This is a genomic window from Undibacterium sp. TJN19 (assembly GCF_049339485.1).
Taxonomy (GTDB): domain Bacteria; phylum Pseudomonadota; class Gammaproteobacteria; order Burkholderiales; family Burkholderiaceae_D; genus Undibacterium.
Window position 1 is genome coordinate 407,666 of sequence record NZ_JBMPPL010000003.1, and the last position, 19,903, is coordinate 427,568.

The 19,903-nt window shown below is 50.4% G+C and carries 18 protein-coding genes; 8 read left to right on the plus strand and 10 right to left on the minus strand.

Annotated elements, in window-relative coordinates:
- Positions 1–18: 18 nt before the first annotated feature.
- The 3 genes from cysC (at position 19) to ACO0LH_RS13215 (ending at position 2,937) form a co-directional block, all read left to right on the plus strand.
- Positions 19–714, plus strand: a complete 696-nt coding sequence (gene cysC / locus ACO0LH_RS13205) for an adenylyl-sulfate kinase (protein WP_422941550.1) — start codon at positions 19–21, stop codon at positions 712–714.
- Positions 699–1,805, plus strand: coding sequence for a hypothetical protein (locus ACO0LH_RS13210; RefSeq protein WP_422941551.1), 1,107 nt, complete (start codon positions 699–701; stop codon positions 1,803–1,805). The genes cysC and ACO0LH_RS13210 overlap by 16 nt, the downstream gene beginning before the upstream one ends.
- A gap of 61 nt (positions 1,806–1,866) precedes the next feature.
- Entirely contained in the window at positions 1,867–2,937 is a 1,071-nt protein-coding gene (locus ACO0LH_RS13215; RefSeq protein ID WP_422941552.1) for a sulfotransferase family protein, read from the plus strand.
- 64 nt (positions 2,938–3,001) lie between these two features.
- Here the strand turns inward: ACO0LH_RS13215 and ACO0LH_RS13220 are convergent, their stop codons facing one another.
- Genes ACO0LH_RS13220 through ACO0LH_RS13230 form a run of 3 tightly spaced genes read right to left on the minus strand, consistent with a single transcriptional unit; the run spans position 3,002 to position 5,749 of the window.
- Entirely contained in the window at positions 3,002–3,625 is a 624-nt protein-coding gene (locus tag ACO0LH_RS13220; RefSeq protein WP_422941553.1) for a LysE family translocator, read from the minus strand.
- Between the two features lie 5 nt (positions 3,626–3,630).
- Positions 3,631–4,437 carry an alpha/beta fold hydrolase gene (locus ACO0LH_RS13225; protein WP_422941555.1) on the minus strand — a complete coding sequence of 269 codons (807 nt, stop codon included), beginning with the start codon at positions 4,435–4,437 and terminating at the stop codon, positions 3,631–3,633.
- Position 4,438: 1 nt separating this feature from the next.
- Positions 4,439–5,749: an O-acetylhomoserine aminocarboxypropyltransferase gene (locus ACO0LH_RS13230; RefSeq protein WP_422941556.1), complete on the minus strand. Its 1,311-nt coding sequence runs from the start codon at positions 5,747–5,749 to the stop codon at positions 4,439–4,441.
- Between the two features lie 188 nt (positions 5,750–5,937).
- Here ACO0LH_RS13230 and ACO0LH_RS13235 point away from each other — a divergent pair, with 188 nt between their 5' ends.
- Complete coding sequence (locus tag ACO0LH_RS13235; protein WP_422941557.1) at positions 5,938–6,387, plus strand: CBS domain-containing protein; 450 nt, start codon at positions 5,938–5,940, stop codon at positions 6,385–6,387.
- A 94-nt stretch (positions 6,388–6,481) separates the two neighbouring features.
- Positions 6,482–7,477 carry an NAD(P)/FAD-dependent oxidoreductase gene (locus tag ACO0LH_RS13240; protein WP_422941558.1) on the plus strand — a complete coding sequence of 332 codons (996 nt, stop codon included), beginning with the start codon at positions 6,482–6,484 and terminating at the stop codon, positions 7,475–7,477.
- Between the two features lie 71 nt (positions 7,478–7,548).
- Here ACO0LH_RS13240 and ACO0LH_RS13245 read toward each other — a convergent pair whose 3' ends face one another.
- Positions 7,549–8,445: a LysR family transcriptional regulator gene (locus tag ACO0LH_RS13245; protein ID WP_422941559.1), complete on the minus strand. Its 897-nt coding sequence runs from the start codon at positions 8,443–8,445 to the stop codon at positions 7,549–7,551.
- 188 nt (positions 8,446–8,633) lie between these two features.
- On the opposite strand from ACO0LH_RS13245, the gene ACO0LH_RS13250 reads away from it, so the two are divergent.
- The 3 genes from ACO0LH_RS13250 to ACO0LH_RS13260 are packed head-to-tail and all read left to right on the plus strand — an operon-like array spanning position 8,634 to position 11,339.
- Positions 8,634–10,115, plus strand: a complete 1,482-nt coding sequence (locus ACO0LH_RS13250; RefSeq protein ID WP_422941560.1) for an aspartate/glutamate racemase family protein — start codon at positions 8,634–8,636, stop codon at positions 10,113–10,115.
- A 29-nt stretch (positions 10,116–10,144) separates the two neighbouring features.
- Positions 10,145–11,032, plus strand: a complete 888-nt coding sequence (locus ACO0LH_RS13255) for an amino acid ABC transporter substrate-binding protein (protein ID WP_422941561.1) — start codon at positions 10,145–10,147, stop codon at positions 11,030–11,032.
- 52 nt (positions 11,033–11,084) lie between these two features.
- Positions 11,085–11,339: a hypothetical protein gene (locus ACO0LH_RS13260; RefSeq protein ID WP_422941562.1), complete on the plus strand. Its 255-nt coding sequence runs from the start codon at positions 11,085–11,087 to the stop codon at positions 11,337–11,339.
- A gap of 47 nt (positions 11,340–11,386) precedes the next feature.
- Here ACO0LH_RS13260 and ACO0LH_RS13265 read toward each other — a convergent pair whose 3' ends face one another.
- The 6 genes from ACO0LH_RS13265 to ACO0LH_RS13290 form a co-directional block, all read right to left on the minus strand.
- A complete protein-coding gene (locus ACO0LH_RS13265) occupies positions 11,387–11,860 on the minus strand; it encodes a cupin domain-containing protein (RefSeq protein WP_422941563.1) in 474 nt (157 codons plus the stop codon).
- Positions 11,861–11,928: 68 nt separating this feature from the next.
- The gene (locus tag ACO0LH_RS13270) at positions 11,929–13,719 is read right to left on the minus strand and encodes an ABC transporter ATP-binding protein (protein WP_422941564.1); all 1,791 of its coding nucleotides are present in this window, start codon (positions 13,717–13,719) and stop codon (positions 11,929–11,931) included.
- A 104-nt stretch (positions 13,720–13,823) separates the two neighbouring features.
- Positions 13,824–15,359 carry a lysine--tRNA ligase gene (gene lysS, locus ACO0LH_RS13275; RefSeq protein WP_422941565.1) on the minus strand — a complete coding sequence of 512 codons (1,536 nt, stop codon included), beginning with the start codon at positions 15,357–15,359 and terminating at the stop codon, positions 13,824–13,826.
- A gap of 91 nt (positions 15,360–15,450) precedes the next feature.
- A protein-coding gene (prfB, locus tag ACO0LH_RS13280; protein WP_186951525.1) for a peptide chain release factor 2 occupies positions 15,451–16,555 on the minus strand; the annotation gives its coding sequence in 2 pieces (ribosomal slippage) (positions 15,451–16,473 and positions 16,475–16,555; 1,104 coding nt in all).
- Positions 16,556–16,767: 212 nt separating this feature from the next.
- Positions 16,768–17,058: a hypothetical protein gene (locus ACO0LH_RS13285; protein WP_422941566.1), complete on the minus strand. Its 291-nt coding sequence runs from the start codon at positions 17,056–17,058 to the stop codon at positions 16,768–16,770.
- A gap of 150 nt (positions 17,059–17,208) precedes the next feature.
- On the minus strand, positions 17,209–19,560 hold the full coding sequence (locus ACO0LH_RS13290; RefSeq protein WP_422941567.1) for a YgiQ family radical SAM protein: 2,352 nt from the start codon (positions 19,558–19,560) through the stop codon (positions 17,209–17,211).
- Positions 19,561–19,903: the final 343 nt, after the last annotated feature.

Here is a 19,903-nt window from a genome sequence, read left to right on the forward strand (position 1 = left end):
TTATTTGGGGGTTGGAAAATGCAAGCGACTACAGCAATTTTGCAAGAAGCATCCGAACAGGCTGTCATCGTTGAACGCAGGACCAGATTTGGCCGTTTTATGCCAAACCCCCAATCGCATGGTACCAATATCAACTGGCATCATGGCGTTGTCAGCGCGCATGTAAGGGAACGATTATTACATCAGCGACCGGCGACTTTATGGCTGACAGGTTTAAGCGGGGCGGGTAAATCCACGCTGGCTTATGCGCTTGAAAAAAACTTGCTGGACAGGGGGCACTGTTGCTTTGTCGTTGATGGCGATAATCTGCGCCATCACTTAAACAGCGACCTGGGTTTTTCTGCGCATGACAGGCGCGAAAATATCAGACGGGCGGCAGAAGTTGCCCATTTGCTTAACGAGGCAGGTATTATCGTCATCACCGCTTTCATTTCACCATTTCGCGATGATCGTGCCATGGCGAAAGAAATTATTGGTGTCGAACGATTTATCGAAGTTCACATCAGTACGCCGGGCGTTGTCTGTGAAAGGCGTGACCCCAAGGGCTTGTATGCGAAAGCCCGTCGTGGTGAAATCCCCGAATTTACCGGTGTGTCGGCGCCCTATGAGTCACCTGAAGATCCGGATATGGAAATCAATTCCGAATTGCATACCATAGAAGATGCCGCAGATAAGTTATATCGCCATCTTATCGGACTTTGTTATATCAAATAAATGCACATACAGATGCGCAGGCAAACCAAGAGACAAAGGGTGGGGCGTTAAAGAATTCGTTGAGGTGCGAGAGAAAAATGCTTGTTGATACAAATGCTGCAAGTAAGGATTTTGATGTGTTCAATGGTGATGCAGATGGTATCTGTGCCCTGCATCAGTTGCGCTTACACGAATCTCGTGACGCAACATTAATTACCGGTGCCAAGCGAGATATTGATTTGCTGACACGCTTTCAGTCAGGCCCGGGCGACAGACTGACCATATTGGATATTTCATTGGATGCCAATATACGCCCCTTGCGCGAACATCTGTCTGCCGGTGCAATGGTCAGTTACTTTGATCATCATAATGCGGCGCAAGCTTTCGAGCATGAGCACCTGCAATTGTTTTGTGATACTGCCGCCGACGTGTGCACCAGTATTCTTGTGAATCGTTATTTAGGCGAAAAATATGCCCATTGGGCCGTGGTGGCTGCTTATGGTGACAACCTGCAGCATGTGGCGCGCCAGATGGCCCAGCAACTTGGGATGAGTCCGGCGCAGTGCGGGCAATTACACGAGCTTGGCACGCTCATTAACTATAACGCGTACGGCGAAAGCGTCGAAGACCTGCATTTTCATCCGGCTGCCTTGTATCAGGCTGTACATATTTATACAGACCCATTTGATTTCATTAATACGGCGACTGAGTTTGCCGTTTTACGCAAAGCCTACGCTGAAGATATGCTTGCCTTGCAAGGAATTAGTGCGACCTGGCAAGCCGAGGCGTGCGCCATATATATCTTGCCAGCAAAGGCGTGGGCCAGACGTGTTTCAGGGATATTGGCAAATCAACTGAGTGTGCAGGATCCAGGAAAATCTTTTGCCGTCTTAACTGCCAGGTCAGATGCTTCCTATGTAGTCAGTGTCCGTTCGGGGCAGCCAGATACGCATTCGGCAAGTCAGTTCTGCTCCCGGTTTGTCAGCGGAGGTGGTCGACGCAGTGCCGCCGGCATTAACCAATTGGCAGCGTCGGAAGTTGAATATTTTACCCGGTGCTTTGCCGCCTATTTTGAGCAGGTACCATCCTTCATTACTCAAACTACATCGTGATAAAAATGACTTAAGAAATAAAGTTTTTCTGCTTATTGGTTTATCAGCTCAGGAGACGAACATGGATAGTAACGATAGCGTTTCAGATACCCAAGTGAATACCGCTGGTGTAAAGCGTCCGCGACCCGTGTTGATGATCCCTTTGCGGCGCTGCGGCAGTCATGCATTGCGCCTGCGCCTGAATAACAGCAAAGAGTTTTATTCTCCGTATCCGCTGCACATCGTTGACTTCATGCCATTAGTGCCGCGTTATGGCAACCTGGAAGATGATGAAGCCTATTTCCGCCTGGTGGTAGATGTGGTGGGCCTGCAATCTGCCAGTATGGTGAAGTGGAAAGACATCGTGTTTGATCCGGTCGATATTTTTGAATCGATAAAGCATCAGACGCGTAGCGTGCACCGAATATTATGGGAATTGCTGCTGCGCACCGGCGAACAGCATCATGCGAGTATCGTCATGGACAAGTCGCTTGACAGTGTTCACTATGCGGAAGAATTGCTGCAACTGTTCCCGGACATGCTGTTCCTGAATGTAGTCCGTGACCCCAGGGCGCAAGTGGCATCGATGAACCGCGCGATTATTCATGACTATGATTCCACACTGAATGCCTTGTCATGGCTGGAAGCGCATCAGCTTGCGCGCGATATCGTGCAACGTTACCCTGATCGCGTATTGACCATACGTTATGAAGATTTTCTGAGTAACCAGGAAACTGTACTGCGCGCCATCTGTCAGTTTTTCGGTATTGCCTTTTTGCCCGAAATGCTGGATGTCGAACATTCGAGTGAGGCGCAACAGATTTCCCATATGTCGGCACTATGGGAAAGTAATCGTTTCCCGCCGTTGATGGCAAATAAAGATAAGTTCAAACAGCAGCTCAGCCTGCAAGAGATAGAAGTCATCGAGAGCCTGACGAAGGAATTCATGCAGCTATATGGCTATGAACTGATGACAGATGCCTGTCTTGAATGCAATAAGGATCTGGTGCAGGCGGCAAAAGAAAAATCAGCCAGGGGCAGGGAAGCCGCCTGGGACAATCTCAAGCACAATAACTATAAAGACTATATCTTGCGGCGTTTCCGGGCTGATTACCTGGCTAACCTGAGCCAGCGCCTGCCTGCTCAGGCGTAACGAGTCGATTGTCAGATATCACACTGCCCAAAAAGCGCAGTGTGATGTCTGTCTGTTCGGAATCTTAGACAATCGCTACCATGATGCCTGCACCCATGACCAGCGTGCCCGCGATGCGCTCGGTGATGACGGCATATCTTTCCTGCGTTGCCCAATGGCTAGCTTTACTGGCCAGCATGCCGTAGCCCAGTAGAATGAAGAATTCCGGGATGATGGAGCAGGCCGCCAGTATCAGCATCTGCAAACCCACAGGTTGGGCTGGGTCAATGAACTGCGGCAGTATCGCCACAAACATCAGCAAGGTTTTAGGATTGGTCAGTTGCAGCATCAATGCACCAGTAAAAATCCGTTTGCCGCTTAAAACCTTGTCATCCAGTCTGGAAATGGTCATGGGTGACGGCTTGCCGAAAATTGCCGATAGCCCCAGATAAATCAGGTAAGCAGCCCCCAGATATTTAATCGCCATGAATACCCTGGGCGAGGCTAATAGCAAAGACCCTATGCCAGTTGCCGACAGGACAAAGTAAATCGCATTGCCAGTCAATATGCCCAGTGTGACGAATAGCGATGTACGCCATCCCCTGGCTATGCCATAGGCAACCACCATCATCACGGCTGGCCCTGGTGAGAGGGACAGGGCAGCTTCTGTCAGGGTAAACAAGGCCCAGCTTTCCAGATTCATTGCCATGCTGTTTATGTCCGGGCAAATGCAAGCAGGCTTGAGAGTACCTGATCTGCCTGTTCCGCCATCAGCGAATGCCCGCAGTTCTCTATGATGGTTTGCTGGCTATGTGCAATTGACTTGCTCAATATGGCACTGGCTTTGACGGGTGTCATCATGTCTTTCCTGCCCAGTAAAAACAGGGTAGGGCAAGTGACTGCCTGTGCTGCGACTTCACCATTGGCATAGGCATTGCAGGCGCTGAAATCGGTATGGAAAACCTGTTTTGGATTGATTTTTGAGATGTTTTGCATCAGTCGCTGGCTGACACCCATGACATAGAAACCTGGGCCAGGGGAAGAAGGCTTATGTGCGATTGAACTGTGCGACCAGATATTGACCATATCAATCGCAGTCTGTTCTTCATCTCTTGCTGCATTGAGCAAGGTATCGGAAACTCGCATCGGGTAGGCCGTACCCACCAGTGCCAGTTTGCTCACGCGGGTGGGTGCCCTGAAGCTGGTTTCGAGTGCGATCAGTGATCCCATGCTATGGCCAATCAACGTGGCTTGCGGCACCCTGGCGGCATCCATCAGTGCAATCAGCCAGTCTGCCATCTGCTCTACACTGGTCAACGCATCGCCCTTGCTACGGCCATGGCCGGGCAGATCAACGGCCAGTACATTAAAGCCATGATAGGCAAAATAGCGGCTCTGCAAGCCCCAAACTGAATGGTCATTTTGGGCGCCATGAATAAAAACCACGGTCGGTAATTCTGGTTGATAAGTTTTACCGCCTGTATAGCAATATGCCGCTTGTCCCTGAACTTGATATAGCATCTCAGGCCCCTTTCTGTGCAGCTTTCAAGCCACGTGCCAGGTCTTCAATCAAATCGTCGACATCTTCCAGTCCTATCGACAAGCGCATCGTGCCCTCGGTAATGCCAGACGCCAGCAATTGTTCTGCCGGAACGCGGAAATGCGTAGTAGACGCAGGGTGTATGACCAGGGATTTGGCATCGCCAACATTAGCCAGGTGCGAAAAGATGGAAAGTGATTCCACAAAGCGCTGGCCCGCAGCGCGATTGCCCTTGATATTGAAAGAAAACACGGCGCCGCAACCCTTGGGCAGCAGCGTCTTGGCCAACTCGTAGTCGGGGTGCGATGGAAGTTCAGGGTAAGACACTGCTTCAACCGCCGGATGTGCCACCAGAAATTCGACCACTTTGCGGGTATTGGCAACATGGCGATCCATGCGCAGCCCTAGTGTTTCTATGCCTTGCAAAATCGCAAAGGCATTGTGCGGGCTCAGGCAGGCACCGAAGTCACGCAGACCCTCACGTCTTGCTCTCAGTGAAAATGGTGCAACACTGGATTCTTCCGCAAATACCATGCCGTGAAAGCCATCATAGGGTTCGCACAATTCAGCGAAACGACCGGTTTTTTCATAAGCTTCCTGCCAGTTGAAGGTGCCACCATCCACCAACAGGCCGCCGATGGCTGTGCCATGCCCACACAAGAACTTGGTCGCTGAGTGAAATACCAGGTCAGCCCCATGATCAAACGGCTTTAACAGATAAGGGGTAGTGAAAGTCGCATCCAACATCAATGGTAAATGATTTTCATGGGCAATCTCGGCTACCGCAGGGATATTGAGTACATCCAGCCCCGGGTTGCCCAGGGTTTCTGCAAAAAATACTTTGGTATTTGGGCGGATTGCTGCGCGCCAAGCATTCAGATCCCGTGGATCGACGAAGGTGGTTTCTATGCCAAAACGCTTCATCGTGTAGGCCAGCAGGTTTTGCGAGCCGCCATACAGGGCGCGGGACGCGACCACATGCGAGCCCGCACCAGCTATTGTGCTCAAACCCAAATGCATGGCAGCTTGCCCGCTGGCAACAGCGATTCCAGCAACCCCGCCTTCCAGTGCGGCAATTCTTTCTTCCAGCACTGCATTGGTGGGATTGGATATGCGGGAATACACATGACCAGCGCGCTCCATATTGAATAGAGAGGCAGCGTGATCAGAATCCTTGAAAACAAACGACGATGTCAGATAAATTGGTGTGGCACGGGCGCCTGTGACAGGGTCGGGTGTTGCGCCTGCATGTAATGATAGTGTGTCGAAGCCGTGGTATTTTGGTCCGCTCATCGGAGACTCTCCCTGTTTTGATGCTGAATGCTACCATCGCAGGCACCAAGCTTGCAAAATCAGTGTATTTTCATCAGGAAATTATTTTAGATGCTGGATTTTTTGCAAGGCTTGCGATACATTGCAATGAACGACAATAAAAACGCAATAAGGTACTTAGGTACAAACGCACAAACAGGAGGGGCATCATGAAAGTCTCAGAAATACTCCAGGTGAAAGGCAATATACTTTTCACGATTACTCCTGACATTGCTATCACCGAAGCAGTCAGCGTCATGGAAGAAAAGGATATTGGTTCGCTGGTGGTCATGGAATATGGCGATCTGGTCGGTATCCTGACTTTCCGTGAAGTGATACGTGCCATCCATAAAAACCAGGGCTCTCTTGGTTCGGGTACGGTGCGCAAATACATGGATGATCACCCACTGACCGTGACGCCGGAAACTGAAGTCAATGAAGTACGGCGCATGATGCTGGAAAAGCATTCCCGTTATTTGCCAGTCATGGATGCAAAAACCTTGCTGGGTGTCATTTCTTTCTACGACGTGGCAAGAGCAGTACTGGAAGCGCAAAGTTTCGAAAATAAAATGCTGAAGGCATACATTCGAGACTGGCCAGTAGAAGAAAACGAGCAATGATCCCGCATGTTTAAAATGAATTGAATCGACGCCCGCAAGCATATTTACGCGGGCGTTTTTTATTGCCTCAAATTTTCTCCATAAGGGAAATACTATGCATATCGCTGTTGTTGGTGCTGGATTGGCAGGTTTGACTGTCGCAAGACAATTGCAATCACAAGGGCATGCCGTCACCGTGTATGAAAAAAGCATGGGTGTAAGTGGCCGTATGAGTACCAGACACACAGAACTAGGCGGTTTTGATCATGGCGCACAATACTTCACTGCCAGTTCTGATCGTTTCAAGAAAGAGGTCGCTGACTGGAAAAAATTTGGCTGGGTCGTCCCCTGGACTACCAAGCTGGCAACACTGGATGCAGGCACCAGCAAGGCCGCAGGTAAATCGTCTACCCGTTATGTGCCCGTGCCTGGTATGAGCGCGCTGGGCAAGCAACTGGCGCATGGCCTGGATGTGCGGTGTGAGCAACAGGTAACGGCGCTGGAAGCACATGGCAAGCAATGGCTATTGTCCATACGCTCCAGCGAAGTGCCTGTAGCCGCCACTGCCGGGCCTTTTGATGCGGTGATACTGGCGATACCGGCTGACCAGGCGGAGCCCCTGTTGAGCGTGGTACCTGCTTTCGCCAAGCAGGCCAAGCAGGCGCGTCTGTCCCCTTGCTGGACCTTGATGCTGGGTTTTCAGACTTCGCTTGAGTTGCCCTATGATGGTGCCTGGATCAATAATTCAAGACTGGGCTGGATCGCCCATGATGATGCCAAGCCCTTGCACAGGGCAGGTGAGCGCTGGGTCTGTCACGCCACCGCTGCATGGAGCCTGGAGCATCTGGAAGATGATGATGAGCGGGTAAAAGAAAAACTGACCAAGGCTTTTCATGAAGCTACGGGTTCATGGATACAGCCAATTCACGCAGTAGTGCATCGCTGGCGTTATGCGCAGGCTGAAAAACCGGTAGATGCCGATAGCCTGTGGAATGCCAGACAAAAGATTGGCGTCTGCGGTGACTGGTTTGCTGCCGGACTGGAAGGCGCCGGTCGGGTGGAGAATGCTTTCCTCAGTGCTCTGGCTTTGGCGAAATCAATTTTTGAATAACACGATGATTTTGGCAGGCAGAAGTGGTGCAAGCCCTTCTGCCGTCTTGATCAGCAGTTTCATGAACAGTTTTACGTATGGCTTAACTCATCCCACATGGTGTTGAGTAGCGCTTTCTTATTGTCAACAGCGCGATATAAGCGTATTTCCAGCGTCATGCCCCATTGCTCACCACCCGCACGCACCAGTTTGCCTTCGGCCAGCTCGCGGACGATGCAACTTTCTGGCAGCCAGGCAAGGCCATGCCCTGTCAATGCCATTCTTTTCAGTAATTCTGCCATATCACTTTCGTAGGTGTGAACGAAAAAACTGGGCTGACTGGTTTTGGCGATAATGCGCTCGACTACCCGGCCGAAAAATGATGCGCCCGTGTAAGCCAGCAGCGGCGTTGGTTTGCTCTTGCTGCCAGGAAGTGAAAACGCTGCCGAACCCGCACGGTTAGGGATAGAAACCGGTATGACCATCTCGCTACCCAGGCTGACACAGTGATAGCGCGCCGGATCCAGTTCTATCGGCAGATCCGAATGGTAATAACATAAAAGCAGGTCGCAGTTTTTCTCTACCAGCGATAACACCGAATCATGGACGTTGGCCGGTAAAATCCGTGTGCGTATCTTGCCCAGCCTGGCTTGCATGCCATTGAGCCACATCGGGAAAAAATTCAGCGACAGCGTGTGCCCGGCGGAGATGTGCAGCATGTTTTCGTCAGCACCCTCAACGCGCAACATGGCGCGCGTGTCATTGAGAATGCGGAGCGAATCTGTGGCAGAGGCGCTGAATATTTTACCCGCGGCTGTCAGTACCAGTGGATAAGTGCTGCGGTCAACCAGGTCGGTGCCTACCCAGGCTTCCAGCGCCTTGATTCTTCTGCTCAGTGCGGGTTGCGTGACGTTTCTTTCTTCTGCCGAGCGGGAGAAATTTCGCGTTTGCGCCAGACTCAGAAAATCTTCTATCCATTTGGTATCCATTTTCTTCCCCTGTTTCTGCTCTTTTCATATTGCTGCGTGAGCCTGGTGAGCCGGTTACCCATTCTAAGTTGAATCAGCTTGTACTGCTATGCCGCTAATGCATAGATCTAGTGCGAATTTGCATAGTCGCGATGTCAGATTTAGGTATCTTTAGTTAATTGATACGCCTTACCGGAAAGCCAATACATATGACCACGTCTCACAAGACTTCACGAAAACGCCTTGGCATCATCGGTGGTTTGGGTGCTTTGGCTGGCGCTGACGTGTATTTCAAACTGATGCGTACGGTGACTCAACGTGGCGGTATGGAGAATGACGACATCTTGTTCGAGCAACATCCATTCGACGGGGATGATCATTCAGCGAAGGCCAGCCCTGATTTGAATGGGCGCAAGTTGTATATTTTCGACATGATGAAGCAATTTGAGGGGCGTCAGATCGATAGTGTTCTTGTTCCCTGTTTTATCAGCCACACCTTTCTTGATGAGCTTGAGGCGGAACTGGCTTTACCAGTCGTCAACATCATGCATGCCTTACTACAGCATTTGAGGTCTGCCTTACCTTCTTCGCATAAGATCGGCGTTTTGACTTCAGACTATGTGAAAAAAAATCAGCTTTTCGAACGCTATTTTGAAAAGCAGGACTACGTTCTGGTATACCCGAACCTGGAAATTCAGGATGCCTGTGTCATGCAGGCGATTTATGGCGTGAATGGCATCAAGACCGGCAATTTACAGGGAGATGCTCTGGATTTGCTGCAAAAAGCCTGTGAGAACCTGATGGAACAAGGCGTTGATGTCATTATTCCCGGCGCTACCGAAATAGCCATCGTCGCAGAAGCACTGAGACATCGCGGCATTCCCATCCTGGATGCGAATCAGGCATATGTTGATTATGCGCTTACGCATGATGAGACAGTAAGACCATCCTCTTACAAGATAGGCATCATAGGGGGTGTAGGGCCGGCTGCCACAGTTGATTTTATGGAAAAAATCATCAAAAACACGGATGCCAGACGCGATCAGGATCATATCAAGTTGATTGTTGAGCACAACCCCAAGATTCCAGACAGGACGGCGAATCTGATTGCCGGGGGTGAAGATCCTACTCTTGCCATTTACGCCGCCTGCAAACGGCTGGAGGCGAATGATGCCGCAGTGATCGCCATTCCTTGCAATACAGCACATGCCTATGTCGCGCGTATTCAGCCTTACCTTTCCATACCCATCGTGAATATGCTGTTCGAAACAATTTCTTTCATACGGCATCACCATAGTGAACAGAGCCAGGTCGGTTTGCTCGCGACAACGGGAACAATCAGTAGCCGTGTCTATCACGATGCGGCAAGAGGCGCTCACTTTGATCTTATGGTGCCTGATGATGCGCATCAAGACCAGTTGATGCGTGCGATTTACGGCGAAAAAGGCATCAAGGCTGGCTATCTTGAAGGTGAATGCCTGGAGGATTTGATGCAAGCCTTGCGGCATCTGGTCAGGCGTGGCGCAACAGTGGTCATTTTGGGTTGCACAGAGCTGCCTTTGCTGTTGTCGCAAACCACGGACTTTTTTATCGACGGCAAGCGTGTTGCCTTGCTCGATCCTACTGAAATTCTTGCGCGCCGCTGCGTCAGTCTGTCTGAAGAAAACGCACAACTCACCCATCAGCATTAAGTCTTGTTTAATTTACCGGAGCCCACACCATGCCTGTATCAATGATGAAAATCGTCGTTCTTCTCATGTTGTTGTCTTCGCTGGAATCCAGGGCGAGTGACACCCTGGCCAGGATCAGTGAACGAAAAACGATAGTCATTGCACATCGTGAATCTTCCATGCCATTTTCTTATCTGGACGATAAAAAGCACCCCATTGGTTATGCCATGGATATCTGCGAGAAGATTGTGGAGGCCGTCAGGCGTGAGTTAAAACTGACACATCTGGATGTGCAGTATGTGTTGGTGACACCTGCGAACCGCATGCAAATGATTGCTGATGGCAAGGCAGATCTTGAATGCGGTTCTACCACCAACACGAAGGAGCGCCGCAAACAGGTTGACTTCAGCATTTCTTACTTTATTGCCGGTGCCCGGATGTTGGTGAGAACAGATTCAGGAATAAAAAACTGGTCAGACCTGCGCGATAAAAGAGTCGTCACCACGAAAGGCACCACCAATGCGCAGACCCTGATAGACAGGGACAAAATACGCTCACTCAATATTACTTTGCTGGAAAGTAAAGACCACGCGGCAGCCTTTGCCATGGTGGAGCGCAAAGAAGCAGATGTTTTCGCGATGGATGATGTCTTGCTGAATGGTTTGCGGGCGGCTGCTAAAAATCCGGCTGACTTTGTGGTCGTTGGCGATTCATTGTCAGCAGAGCCATATGCCATCTTGCTGGCCAGACAAGACCCTGATTTCAAGCACCTGATTGACCGTGAAGTGTCGCGCATCATGCTCGATGGTGAAATTTATGCCATGTACAAAAAATGGTTTGCCAGCCCCATTTTCCCAAACGGTATCAATTTGAATATGCCGATGAGTCATTTACTGCGCGCCTCTATCCGTGTTCCCAGCGATAAAGTGGCTGATTAAGCTTGGGATATTCCTCGCTGCGGTCAAAGCGCTCTGATACTTAAAAGCACAAATGGACATAACTTATATGACACTGGATGAATACATCATCAGGGAAATCAGGCTGGTCAGGCAAGAGCGCAAGCCAAATGCCATTTCAGTGAGATTCGTGCAACTTCATGAGCAGGCTTCACGTGACGTAGTGGAAGAAGATGAATACCAGGTTTTATCTGGCTTGATGCATTCGCGCTGGCGCTGGTTTCAGGCATCTGTCGAAGCCAGCATGAAAGCACATGACAGGAAGAACCAGCAAGGCGCTCAAGAATAATCATTTTTTCTATACTTCTGACAAGTCTTGTTCACCTGCCTGAGTACTTATTTGAGCAAACTGGCCAGTCCGCGCGCAGGTTTGCCCGCGTCATGCAGGGTCCAGCTTTTGCGTATGCCTTTGGGAACATGCCAGAGCGCCTTGGTGCCAGCACGGAAAAAAGCAGTTTCACCCGCTTTCAGTGAAAAATGCTTGCCCTGGTAGTCAATATCAACTCCGCCATCGAGTACATAAATGGTTTCATCCAATTGATAGTGCCATTCAAAAGTAGAGGGGCCATCACATTCGAATATGCCTGAGCTGGTTTTTCCATCATGGGATTTGAAGAATTCTGTCGCCCTGAAGTTAGGATTGCCAGATTTTATCCAGGAAGGATCAACTTCAAAGGGCTTGACGGGGGAACTGAGCGCGACACTGCTGGCCGGTTGCACTTGTGCCACATAGGCAATTGCATGGTAAGAGGTCACGCCAAGCAGGGTCAGCAAGCTTGCTGCCAGTCCTATAGCAAGAGATTTTTTCATACCAGGCGCTACTCCATATCCTTAAAGACTTATCCAGCGAACAAGTTGCTCAGAATAAATTTTTCTTATTATAACGCAGGGTTTCTTTCGCCGGTTTGCAATCGCCACAAAGCGGCATAACCTCTGTTTAATGATAACAATTCTTCATGTGTACCACTTTCGACTATTGTGCCTGCTTCGAGCAGGTAAATGCAATCGGCCTGACGCACGGTGGATAAGCGATGTGCAATGACGATGGTCGTGCGGTTGCGGCTGACCACATCCAGGCTGCGTTGTATGGCGGCCTCTGTCTCATTGTCAACTGCGCTGGTGGCTTCATCCAGGATGAGAATAGGCGGGTTCTTTAAAATGGCCCTGGCCAATGCCAGGCGCTGACGCTGGCCGCCGGACAATTTTTGTCCGCGTTCACCAATACGTGTGGCAAATCCCAGTGGCAATTTCGCGATGAATTCCGTGGCTTCAGCTGCCTGCGCAGCCTCGACAATGGCTTCATCTGTCGCATCCTGCATGCCATAAGCGATGTTTTCAGCAATGGTGCCATCGGTCAGAAAACTGTCTTGGGCGACATAGCCTATGGTGCGGCGCAAGTCTTGCAGATTCAGCGCGCTGATTTCCTTGTCATCCAGTGTAATCTGTCCTGATTGTGGCGAATAGAAGCGCAGTAACAACTTGACCAGCGTTGATTTTCCAGAGCCGGTAGAGCCGACAAAAGCGACAGTTTTGCCTGCCGGGATATGCAGGTCAATTTGCTTCAGGGTTTTTTGTTCGCCATAGGCAAATTCCACCTTGTTAAAGCGGAGTTCGCCTTTGACATTGCCTGGGGCAATATGTATGCCTTCATACGGGATATTGATTTTGGTATCCAGCAGGCCCATGGCGCGGTCTATGGCCGACATGGAGCGCTGATACATATCGGCGACCTCGGCCAGACCCGTCATTGGCCATAACAGGCGCTGGGTCAGATATACCAGCACTGAATAAGCGCCGACTGCCAGGTCGCCTTGCAGCGTCAGCCAGCCGCCATAGACCAGGGTGGCCGTAAAGCCCGCCAGAATCGCCATGCGGATGACGGGAGTGATAGCCGAACTGATAGCAATGGCACGGCTGTTGGCTTGCCGATATGTGTCACTGGCTTGTGCGATATGATTCTTTTCAAAATTTTCTGTAGCGAAGGCTTTGATGGTCGCCAGACCCAGCAAATTGTTATTCAGGCGCGCACTGACATCACCAGCCGCTTCGCGCACTTCGGAATAACGGGGTGCCAGCCGTTTTTGAAACCAGAATGCGCCTATCAGAATGGCGGGTACCGGTAACAGGGAAATCACAGCCAGCGATGGCTGAAGGGCAAAGAAAACGGCGCTGACCATGATTGAAGAACAGATGACTTGTATGATCTGGTTTGCACCGCCGTTTAAAAAACGCTCCATCTGATTGATGTCTTCGTTCAGGATGGACATTAGGTTGCCTGTGCGCTGGTTTTCAAAATACGCCATTTCCAGTTTTTGCACATGGTCGTAAGTGTCCAGCCGCAGATCATGTTGCAGGTTTTGCGCCAGCTTGCGCCACTTGATGGACAGCAGATATTCGAACCAGGATTCACCAAACCAGATCAGGGCATTCAGGATGCCGAGAAACATCAGTTGATGCCAGGTATCTGTAATGCCAAAACCACCCAATACCCGTTTCGCCAGGAAACTCTTGTCGCCATTGATGACGATATCGACAGCGACACCGATCAGCACTTCGGGCAGGACATCAAAGAATTTATTCAGTATTGAATAAATGATCGCCAGGCGAAAATCTGTTTTATAGGCCTTGGCATAATTCAGGAGTTTTTTAAGCGGGTGGACTGGTGGCATGGCAGGATTTACTAAATGGCTGAAAATGGCAGAAGATGGCAAAAAACAAAAGGGACTGCAAATTCTACAGTCCCTTCGTCATTTATGCTTGACTATGTCAATTATTAATCTTCCCGGCGCAAGTGCGGGAACAAAATCACGTCACGGATATTGGGTGAGTCGGTAATCAACATCATCAAACGGTCTATGCCTATGCCGCAACCGCCAGTTGGTGGCAGGCCATATTCCAGGGCGCGGATGTAATCTGCGTCGTAGTACATGGCTTCTTCATCGCCTGCATCTTTTGCCGCAACCTGTGCCTGGAAGCGTGCTGCCTGGTCTTCTGCATCATTCAATTCCGAGAAGCCGTTGGCGATCTCACGGCCTGTCATGAACAGCTCGAAGCGCTCGGTAATGCCATCTGATGTATCAGATGCGCGTGCCAGTGGCGAGACTTCAACCGGGTAATCGATGATGAAGGTTGGGTCCCACAATTTCGCTTCTGCAGTTTCTTCAAACAACGCCAACTGCAAAGCGCCCAAGCCAGCAGTAGCGAAAGGCTTGACACCAAACTTCAGCAGCTCTGTTTTGATGAATGCTGCATCTTGCAATTGTTCTGCGCTGTAACCCGGCGCGTATTTATTGATCGCGTCAACAATCGTCATGCGCTGGAAAGGCTTGCTCAGATCCAGTTCGCGACCCTGGTAAGTCAATACGGCTGTGCCATGCGCATCTTCGGCAGCCTTGCGTATGACTTGCTCAGTGAAGTTCATGATCCATTTGTAATCCACGTAAGCGGCATAAAACTCCATCATCGTGAATTCTGGATTGTGGCGTGGTGATACACCTTCGTTGCGGAAGTTGCGGTTCACTTCAAACACACGGTCAAAACCGCCGACGACCAAACGCTTCAGATACAATTCAGGCGCGATACGCAGATACATTTGCATGTCCAGCGCATTGTGATGTGTGATGAAAGGCTTGGCTGCCGCGCCGCCAGGTATCACGTGCAGCATGGGCGTCTCCACTTCCATGAAATCATTGCTGTTCATGAAGGTACGGATAGAGTTCATGGCCGCTGTGCGCGCCTTGAAAGTGCGGCGTGTATCTTCACTCATGATGAGGTCGACATAACGCTGGCGGTATTTGGTTTCCTGATTGGCCAGGCCGTGGAATTTGTCAGGCAAAGGGCGCAGCGACTTGGTCAGCATGCGCAAGGTCGTGACCTTGACTGTCAATTCATCAGTTTTTGTTTTGAACAGTACACCTACGATACCCAGGATGTCGCCCAGGTCATAATGACGGAAGGCTTCCATTTCAGCTTCGCCGGTTTTGTCCGTGGTGACATATAACTGTATACGGCCATCAGCCTTCATGCCGGATGCATCTTGCAATGTCGCGAACGCTGCTTTTTTACCGGCTTCACGTTTCAGCATCATGCGACCAGCAACACTGACTTCAACATTCAGTGCTTCCAGTTCTTCGCGGCTCATTGCGCCGTATTTCTCTGCCAGTTCCGCAGCCTTGTGTTGTGGGCGGAAATCATTGGGAAATGCGACGCCTTTGGAGCGGATAGCATCAAGTTTGGCGCGACGTTCGGCGATGATGGAATTTTCATCAACAGGCAATTCACCTGCTGTCGTGTTATTGATATCAGACATAATTTTCCCTAAGGGAGGGCAGGCATCTGGCCTGCGGGTTTTGATTCTTTAAGGCTGCGCAGGCGGGTGCCTGCGCACTGTACAAAATTAATTACACGCCTTGCTTTAAGGATGCCGCAATGAATTCATCCAGATCACCATCCAGAATTGCTTTGGTGTTGCCAGATTCAAAATTCGTGCGTAAATCCTTAATGCGGGATTGATCCAGTACATAAGAGCGAATCTGGTGACCCCAGCCGACGTCGGTCTTGGAATCTTCCAAGTTCTGCTTTTCACTCATGCGCTTGCGCAGTTCGAGTTCAAACAGTTTGGCCTTCAGCATTTCCCATGCTTCAGCACGGTTCCTGTGCTGGCTGCGGTCATTTTGACATTGGACGACGATGCCCGAAGGGCCGTGCGTCAAACGAACAGCAGAGTCGGTTTTATTAATATGCTGACCACCGGCACCAGAGGCGCGGTACGTATCGGTACGCACATCCGCCGGGTTGATATCGATCTCAAACGAGTCATCTACTTCAGGGTAGACAAACAGGCTGGAAAAAGAGGTGTGGCGCCCATTGTTGGAATCAAATGGTGATTTGCGTACCAGGCGGTGTACGCCTGTTTCAGTACGCAAAAAGCCATAGGCATACTCGCCTTCGACCTTCAAGGTGGCAGTCTTGATGCCAGCGATATCGCCGTCAGACTGTTCCATGATTTCGACTTTGAAACCCTTGCGTTCGCAATAACGCAGATATTGGCGCAATAGCATCGACGCCCAATCCTGCGCCTCAGTACCGCCAGCACCAGCCTGGATGTCGATAAAGCAGTTATTCGGGTCCATGGGGTTGTTGAACATGCGACGGAATTCCATGCCTTCCACCAGCTCACGCAGGCTTTGGGCATCAACTTCTATCGCTTCCAGCGTATCGTCGTCATTTTCTTCGCGCGCCATGGCGAACAGGTCATTCGCATCGCGCAGGCCGCTATCCGCCTTGACAAGCGTGTTGACGACGTTTTCCAGTGATTTTTTTTCTTTGCCTAATTCTTGCGCGCGCTTGGGATCATTCCAGACGGCAGGGTCTTCGAGTTCGGCGTTGACTTGTTCCAGTTTCTCTGACTTGATATCGAAGTCAAAGATACCTCCGAAGTTCGGCTTCGCGGACGGTCAGGTCGGCGAGCAGGGCGGACAGACTATTGAGGCGTTCAGCTTCCATGATAGGTATTCTTTTCTAATGCAATCAAACCTTGCATTATACCTTGCCCTGGGCAGCATAACAGCAATCGAAGATAACTCTGTGTGGAAAGTGGTAAATACGCTATTTATTGAGGTTGAAAGTGCCTTGCAAACCAAAAGTCATCCGGCAAAAATTGCGCGGGTAGACCGTGCCTTCAATGCCGGTTGGCGATGCATGATTGAAGATGGGGTTTACCAGACCGAGTTGCTTACCGTTGGCTTGCTTTCTCTATGGCTTTCCATCCATTTGGCCAGATGTTCTTTGAAGCATGCCGGGCAGATATGATATTGGGTGATGGTGGATTGTCCACCATGTGGGAAGGACTCTTCTTCTTCCAACTGGATGGTGGTGATGGTTTTTTCATGCTCCTTGCGACCCCAGTTTTCATCCCATCGGGATTCTGCACCGCAAACATCACAAGTCAGTTTGTCGAAAACTTCCTCGGTGTGTTCCAGGATTAATACCGTTTTCATGTGCTTCATACTTCCTCCGTACGGTTATGGCGTGGACTGGCGGCAAGTGATGATTTGATTCTACATCAGTAGACTGATATGAAAAGAGCTGGTTGAAAAAAAAGCTGTGTTATCCAACACAGCTTTCATTGTTTTAATTTTTTTGCTACTTTGCGCTGCTTAGCGCCGGCCTGATTTACTGGGGCCAGGTTTGGCAGCGAGCTTTGGTTTTGCTGTTTTGTAGGCGAGTGCAGGGCGTGCAGCAGCGCCGCCTGTCGCTGCCTTGGGTGTAGCAGCTTTACCGCCGCGTGATACCGGTTTTTTGCCAAAGGTGTCAATTTTTGGCGCGGCTATCCTCCTGCCATTGGCGACGCCGCTTTCTTCTATCGTAAGAGGGATAAGCGGCTGGCGTGGCGGGATCAGATGACGTGGGCTGCTGCCAATCAGGTCGCGTCTGCCCATGCGTTGCAGGGCTTCGTGAATGATTTCCCAGTTTTCTGGCGCATGGTAGCGCAGCAGGGCTTTGTGCAGTTTGCGTACCTTGCCTGAACGTGCCGTTTCTACCACTTCGGAATCTGCCGTTACTTTCTTCAGCGGATTCTTGCGCGTATGGTACATCGTCGTTGCCAGTGCCATAGGCGTGGGCATGAAGGTTTGTACCTGATCGAGCTTGAAATCATTTTTCTTCAACCAGATCGCCAGATTCACCATGTCTTCATCAGTAGAGCCTGGATGGGCCGCGATGAAGTAGGGGATCAGGTATTGTTCTTTGCCCGCTTCTTTCGAATACTTATGGAACATTGCCTTGAATTCATCATAGCTGCCTATGCCTGGCTTCATCATTTTCGATAAAGTGTCAGCTTCAGTATGCTCAGGAGCGATCTTCAGCAGGCCGCCTACGTGATGCGTGACCAGTTCTTTTACATATTCTGGTGAGCGCACGGCAAGGTCATAACGCAGGCCAGAGCTGACCAGCACTTTCTTGATGCCCGGGATAGCACGCGCCTTGCGATAAATTGATATCAGCTTGCTATGATCGGTACCCAGGTTCGAGCATATTGTCGGATAGACGCAGGACAAACGACGGCAGGATTCTTCTATCTTTTTATCCTTGCAGGCGAGGCGATACATATTTGCAGTTGGCCCGCCCAGATCAGAGATCGTGCCTGTAAAGCCTTTGACCTTGTCACGGATTTCTTCTATCTCACGCAGGATCGAAGGTTCAGAGCGACTTTGTATGATGCGGCCTTCATGCTCGGTAATCGAGCAGAAAGTACAGCCACCAAAGCAGCCGCGCATGATATTGATGGAAAAACGTATCATTTCCCATGCCGGGATACGTGATTTGCCATAAGCAGGGTGGGGTGCACGTGCATAGGCACGGTCATACACGCCATCCATTTCGTCCATGGCCAAAGGCAGCGGCGGCGGGTTCAGCCAGACATCACGGTCACCGTGGCCTTGTACCAGTGCCTTGGCATTGCCAGGGTTGGCTTCCAGATGGAAAACGCGGGATGCATGGGCATACATGACGGCATCGTCCTTGACTTCATCGTAGGAAGGCAGACGTATCACGGATTTGTGCAATTTGTTGCGCAACATGGCCTGGCGCTCTTCCCGGCTCATGATGCGTATGGCTTGCTGCTGTACGACATCAGTCCTGGCTTGGGCAGCGGCGGACGTTATTGTCAAGGCGCTGAGCTTTGCATCTGGTGTTTCAGGTGTGTCACCAGTCGCGCACTTGGCATCTTTTTCTGGTGTCATGGCATACGGATCGGTATGCACTTCTATCTTGCCGGGCGTATCAATCTTGACCGAATTGATCTCTGTCCATTCATCGTCAGGCAGCCAGCCGCGTGGTGTCATGAAAGCGGTGCCACGCAGGTCGCGAATGTCCTTGATGGCCTCGCCATTTGCCAGACGATGGGTAAGATCTATCAATGCCCGTTCAGCATTGCCGAACAGCAGTATGTCGGCTTTCGAGTCAGGCAATACCGAGCGGCGGACTTTGTCGGACCAGTAATCGTAATGGGCAATGCGACGCAGGCTGGCTTCAATGCTGCCCGCCACGACATTCGCATCAGGGAAAGCTTCACGCGCACGTTGCGCATAGACCACCAATGCACGGTCAGGTCGCTTGGTGCGGTCACCATCAGGCGTATAGGCATCTTCAGAGCGTATCTTGCGGTCAGCGGTATAACGGTTGACCATGGAATCCATATTGCCTGCTGTGACGCCAAAATACAGATTGGGCTTGCCCAGCACACGGAAGGCCTCAGCCGATTGCCAGTCTGGCTGGCTGATGATGCCGACGCGGAAACCGTGATGTTCCAGCAGGCGACCTATCAATGCCATGCCAAAGCTGGGATGATCAATATAGGCGTCACCAGTGACGAGGATGACATCGCAGCTATCCCAGCCCAGCACATCCATTTCGGCGCGTGACATGGGTAAAAAAGGCGCGGTATTTTTACCGCCGACTTCGGGACGGAAACGTGGGAATGAGAATAGATTTTTAGGCTGAGCGTTCATTGGCGGAATTGTACCGGAAAGCAGCTGATTTTGTGTGGGACTAAGGAAATTCTTCTGAAAAATCAAAAGCTTGCATGCAATTGATATGAGCTATTTGCCAATGAATTTGTTCTTGGTGATAGAAGGTCTGATCAGTTGAGCGTTGACCATGAGGAAAATCTGGACTTGTCTGCGATTGTTTGAAAGCGCCGTGCTGATGCGGTGAAAATTGATGTTTGACTTGGTCATGTCGCTGGTTTGATGTGAATTTTCTCGAATTTGTTTGTATTTTTAAGGGCTAATTCCATATTAGATATAGCTGTTTTCGCGTAAAATCGCGCCAATATCAATTTGGCAGGGGAAG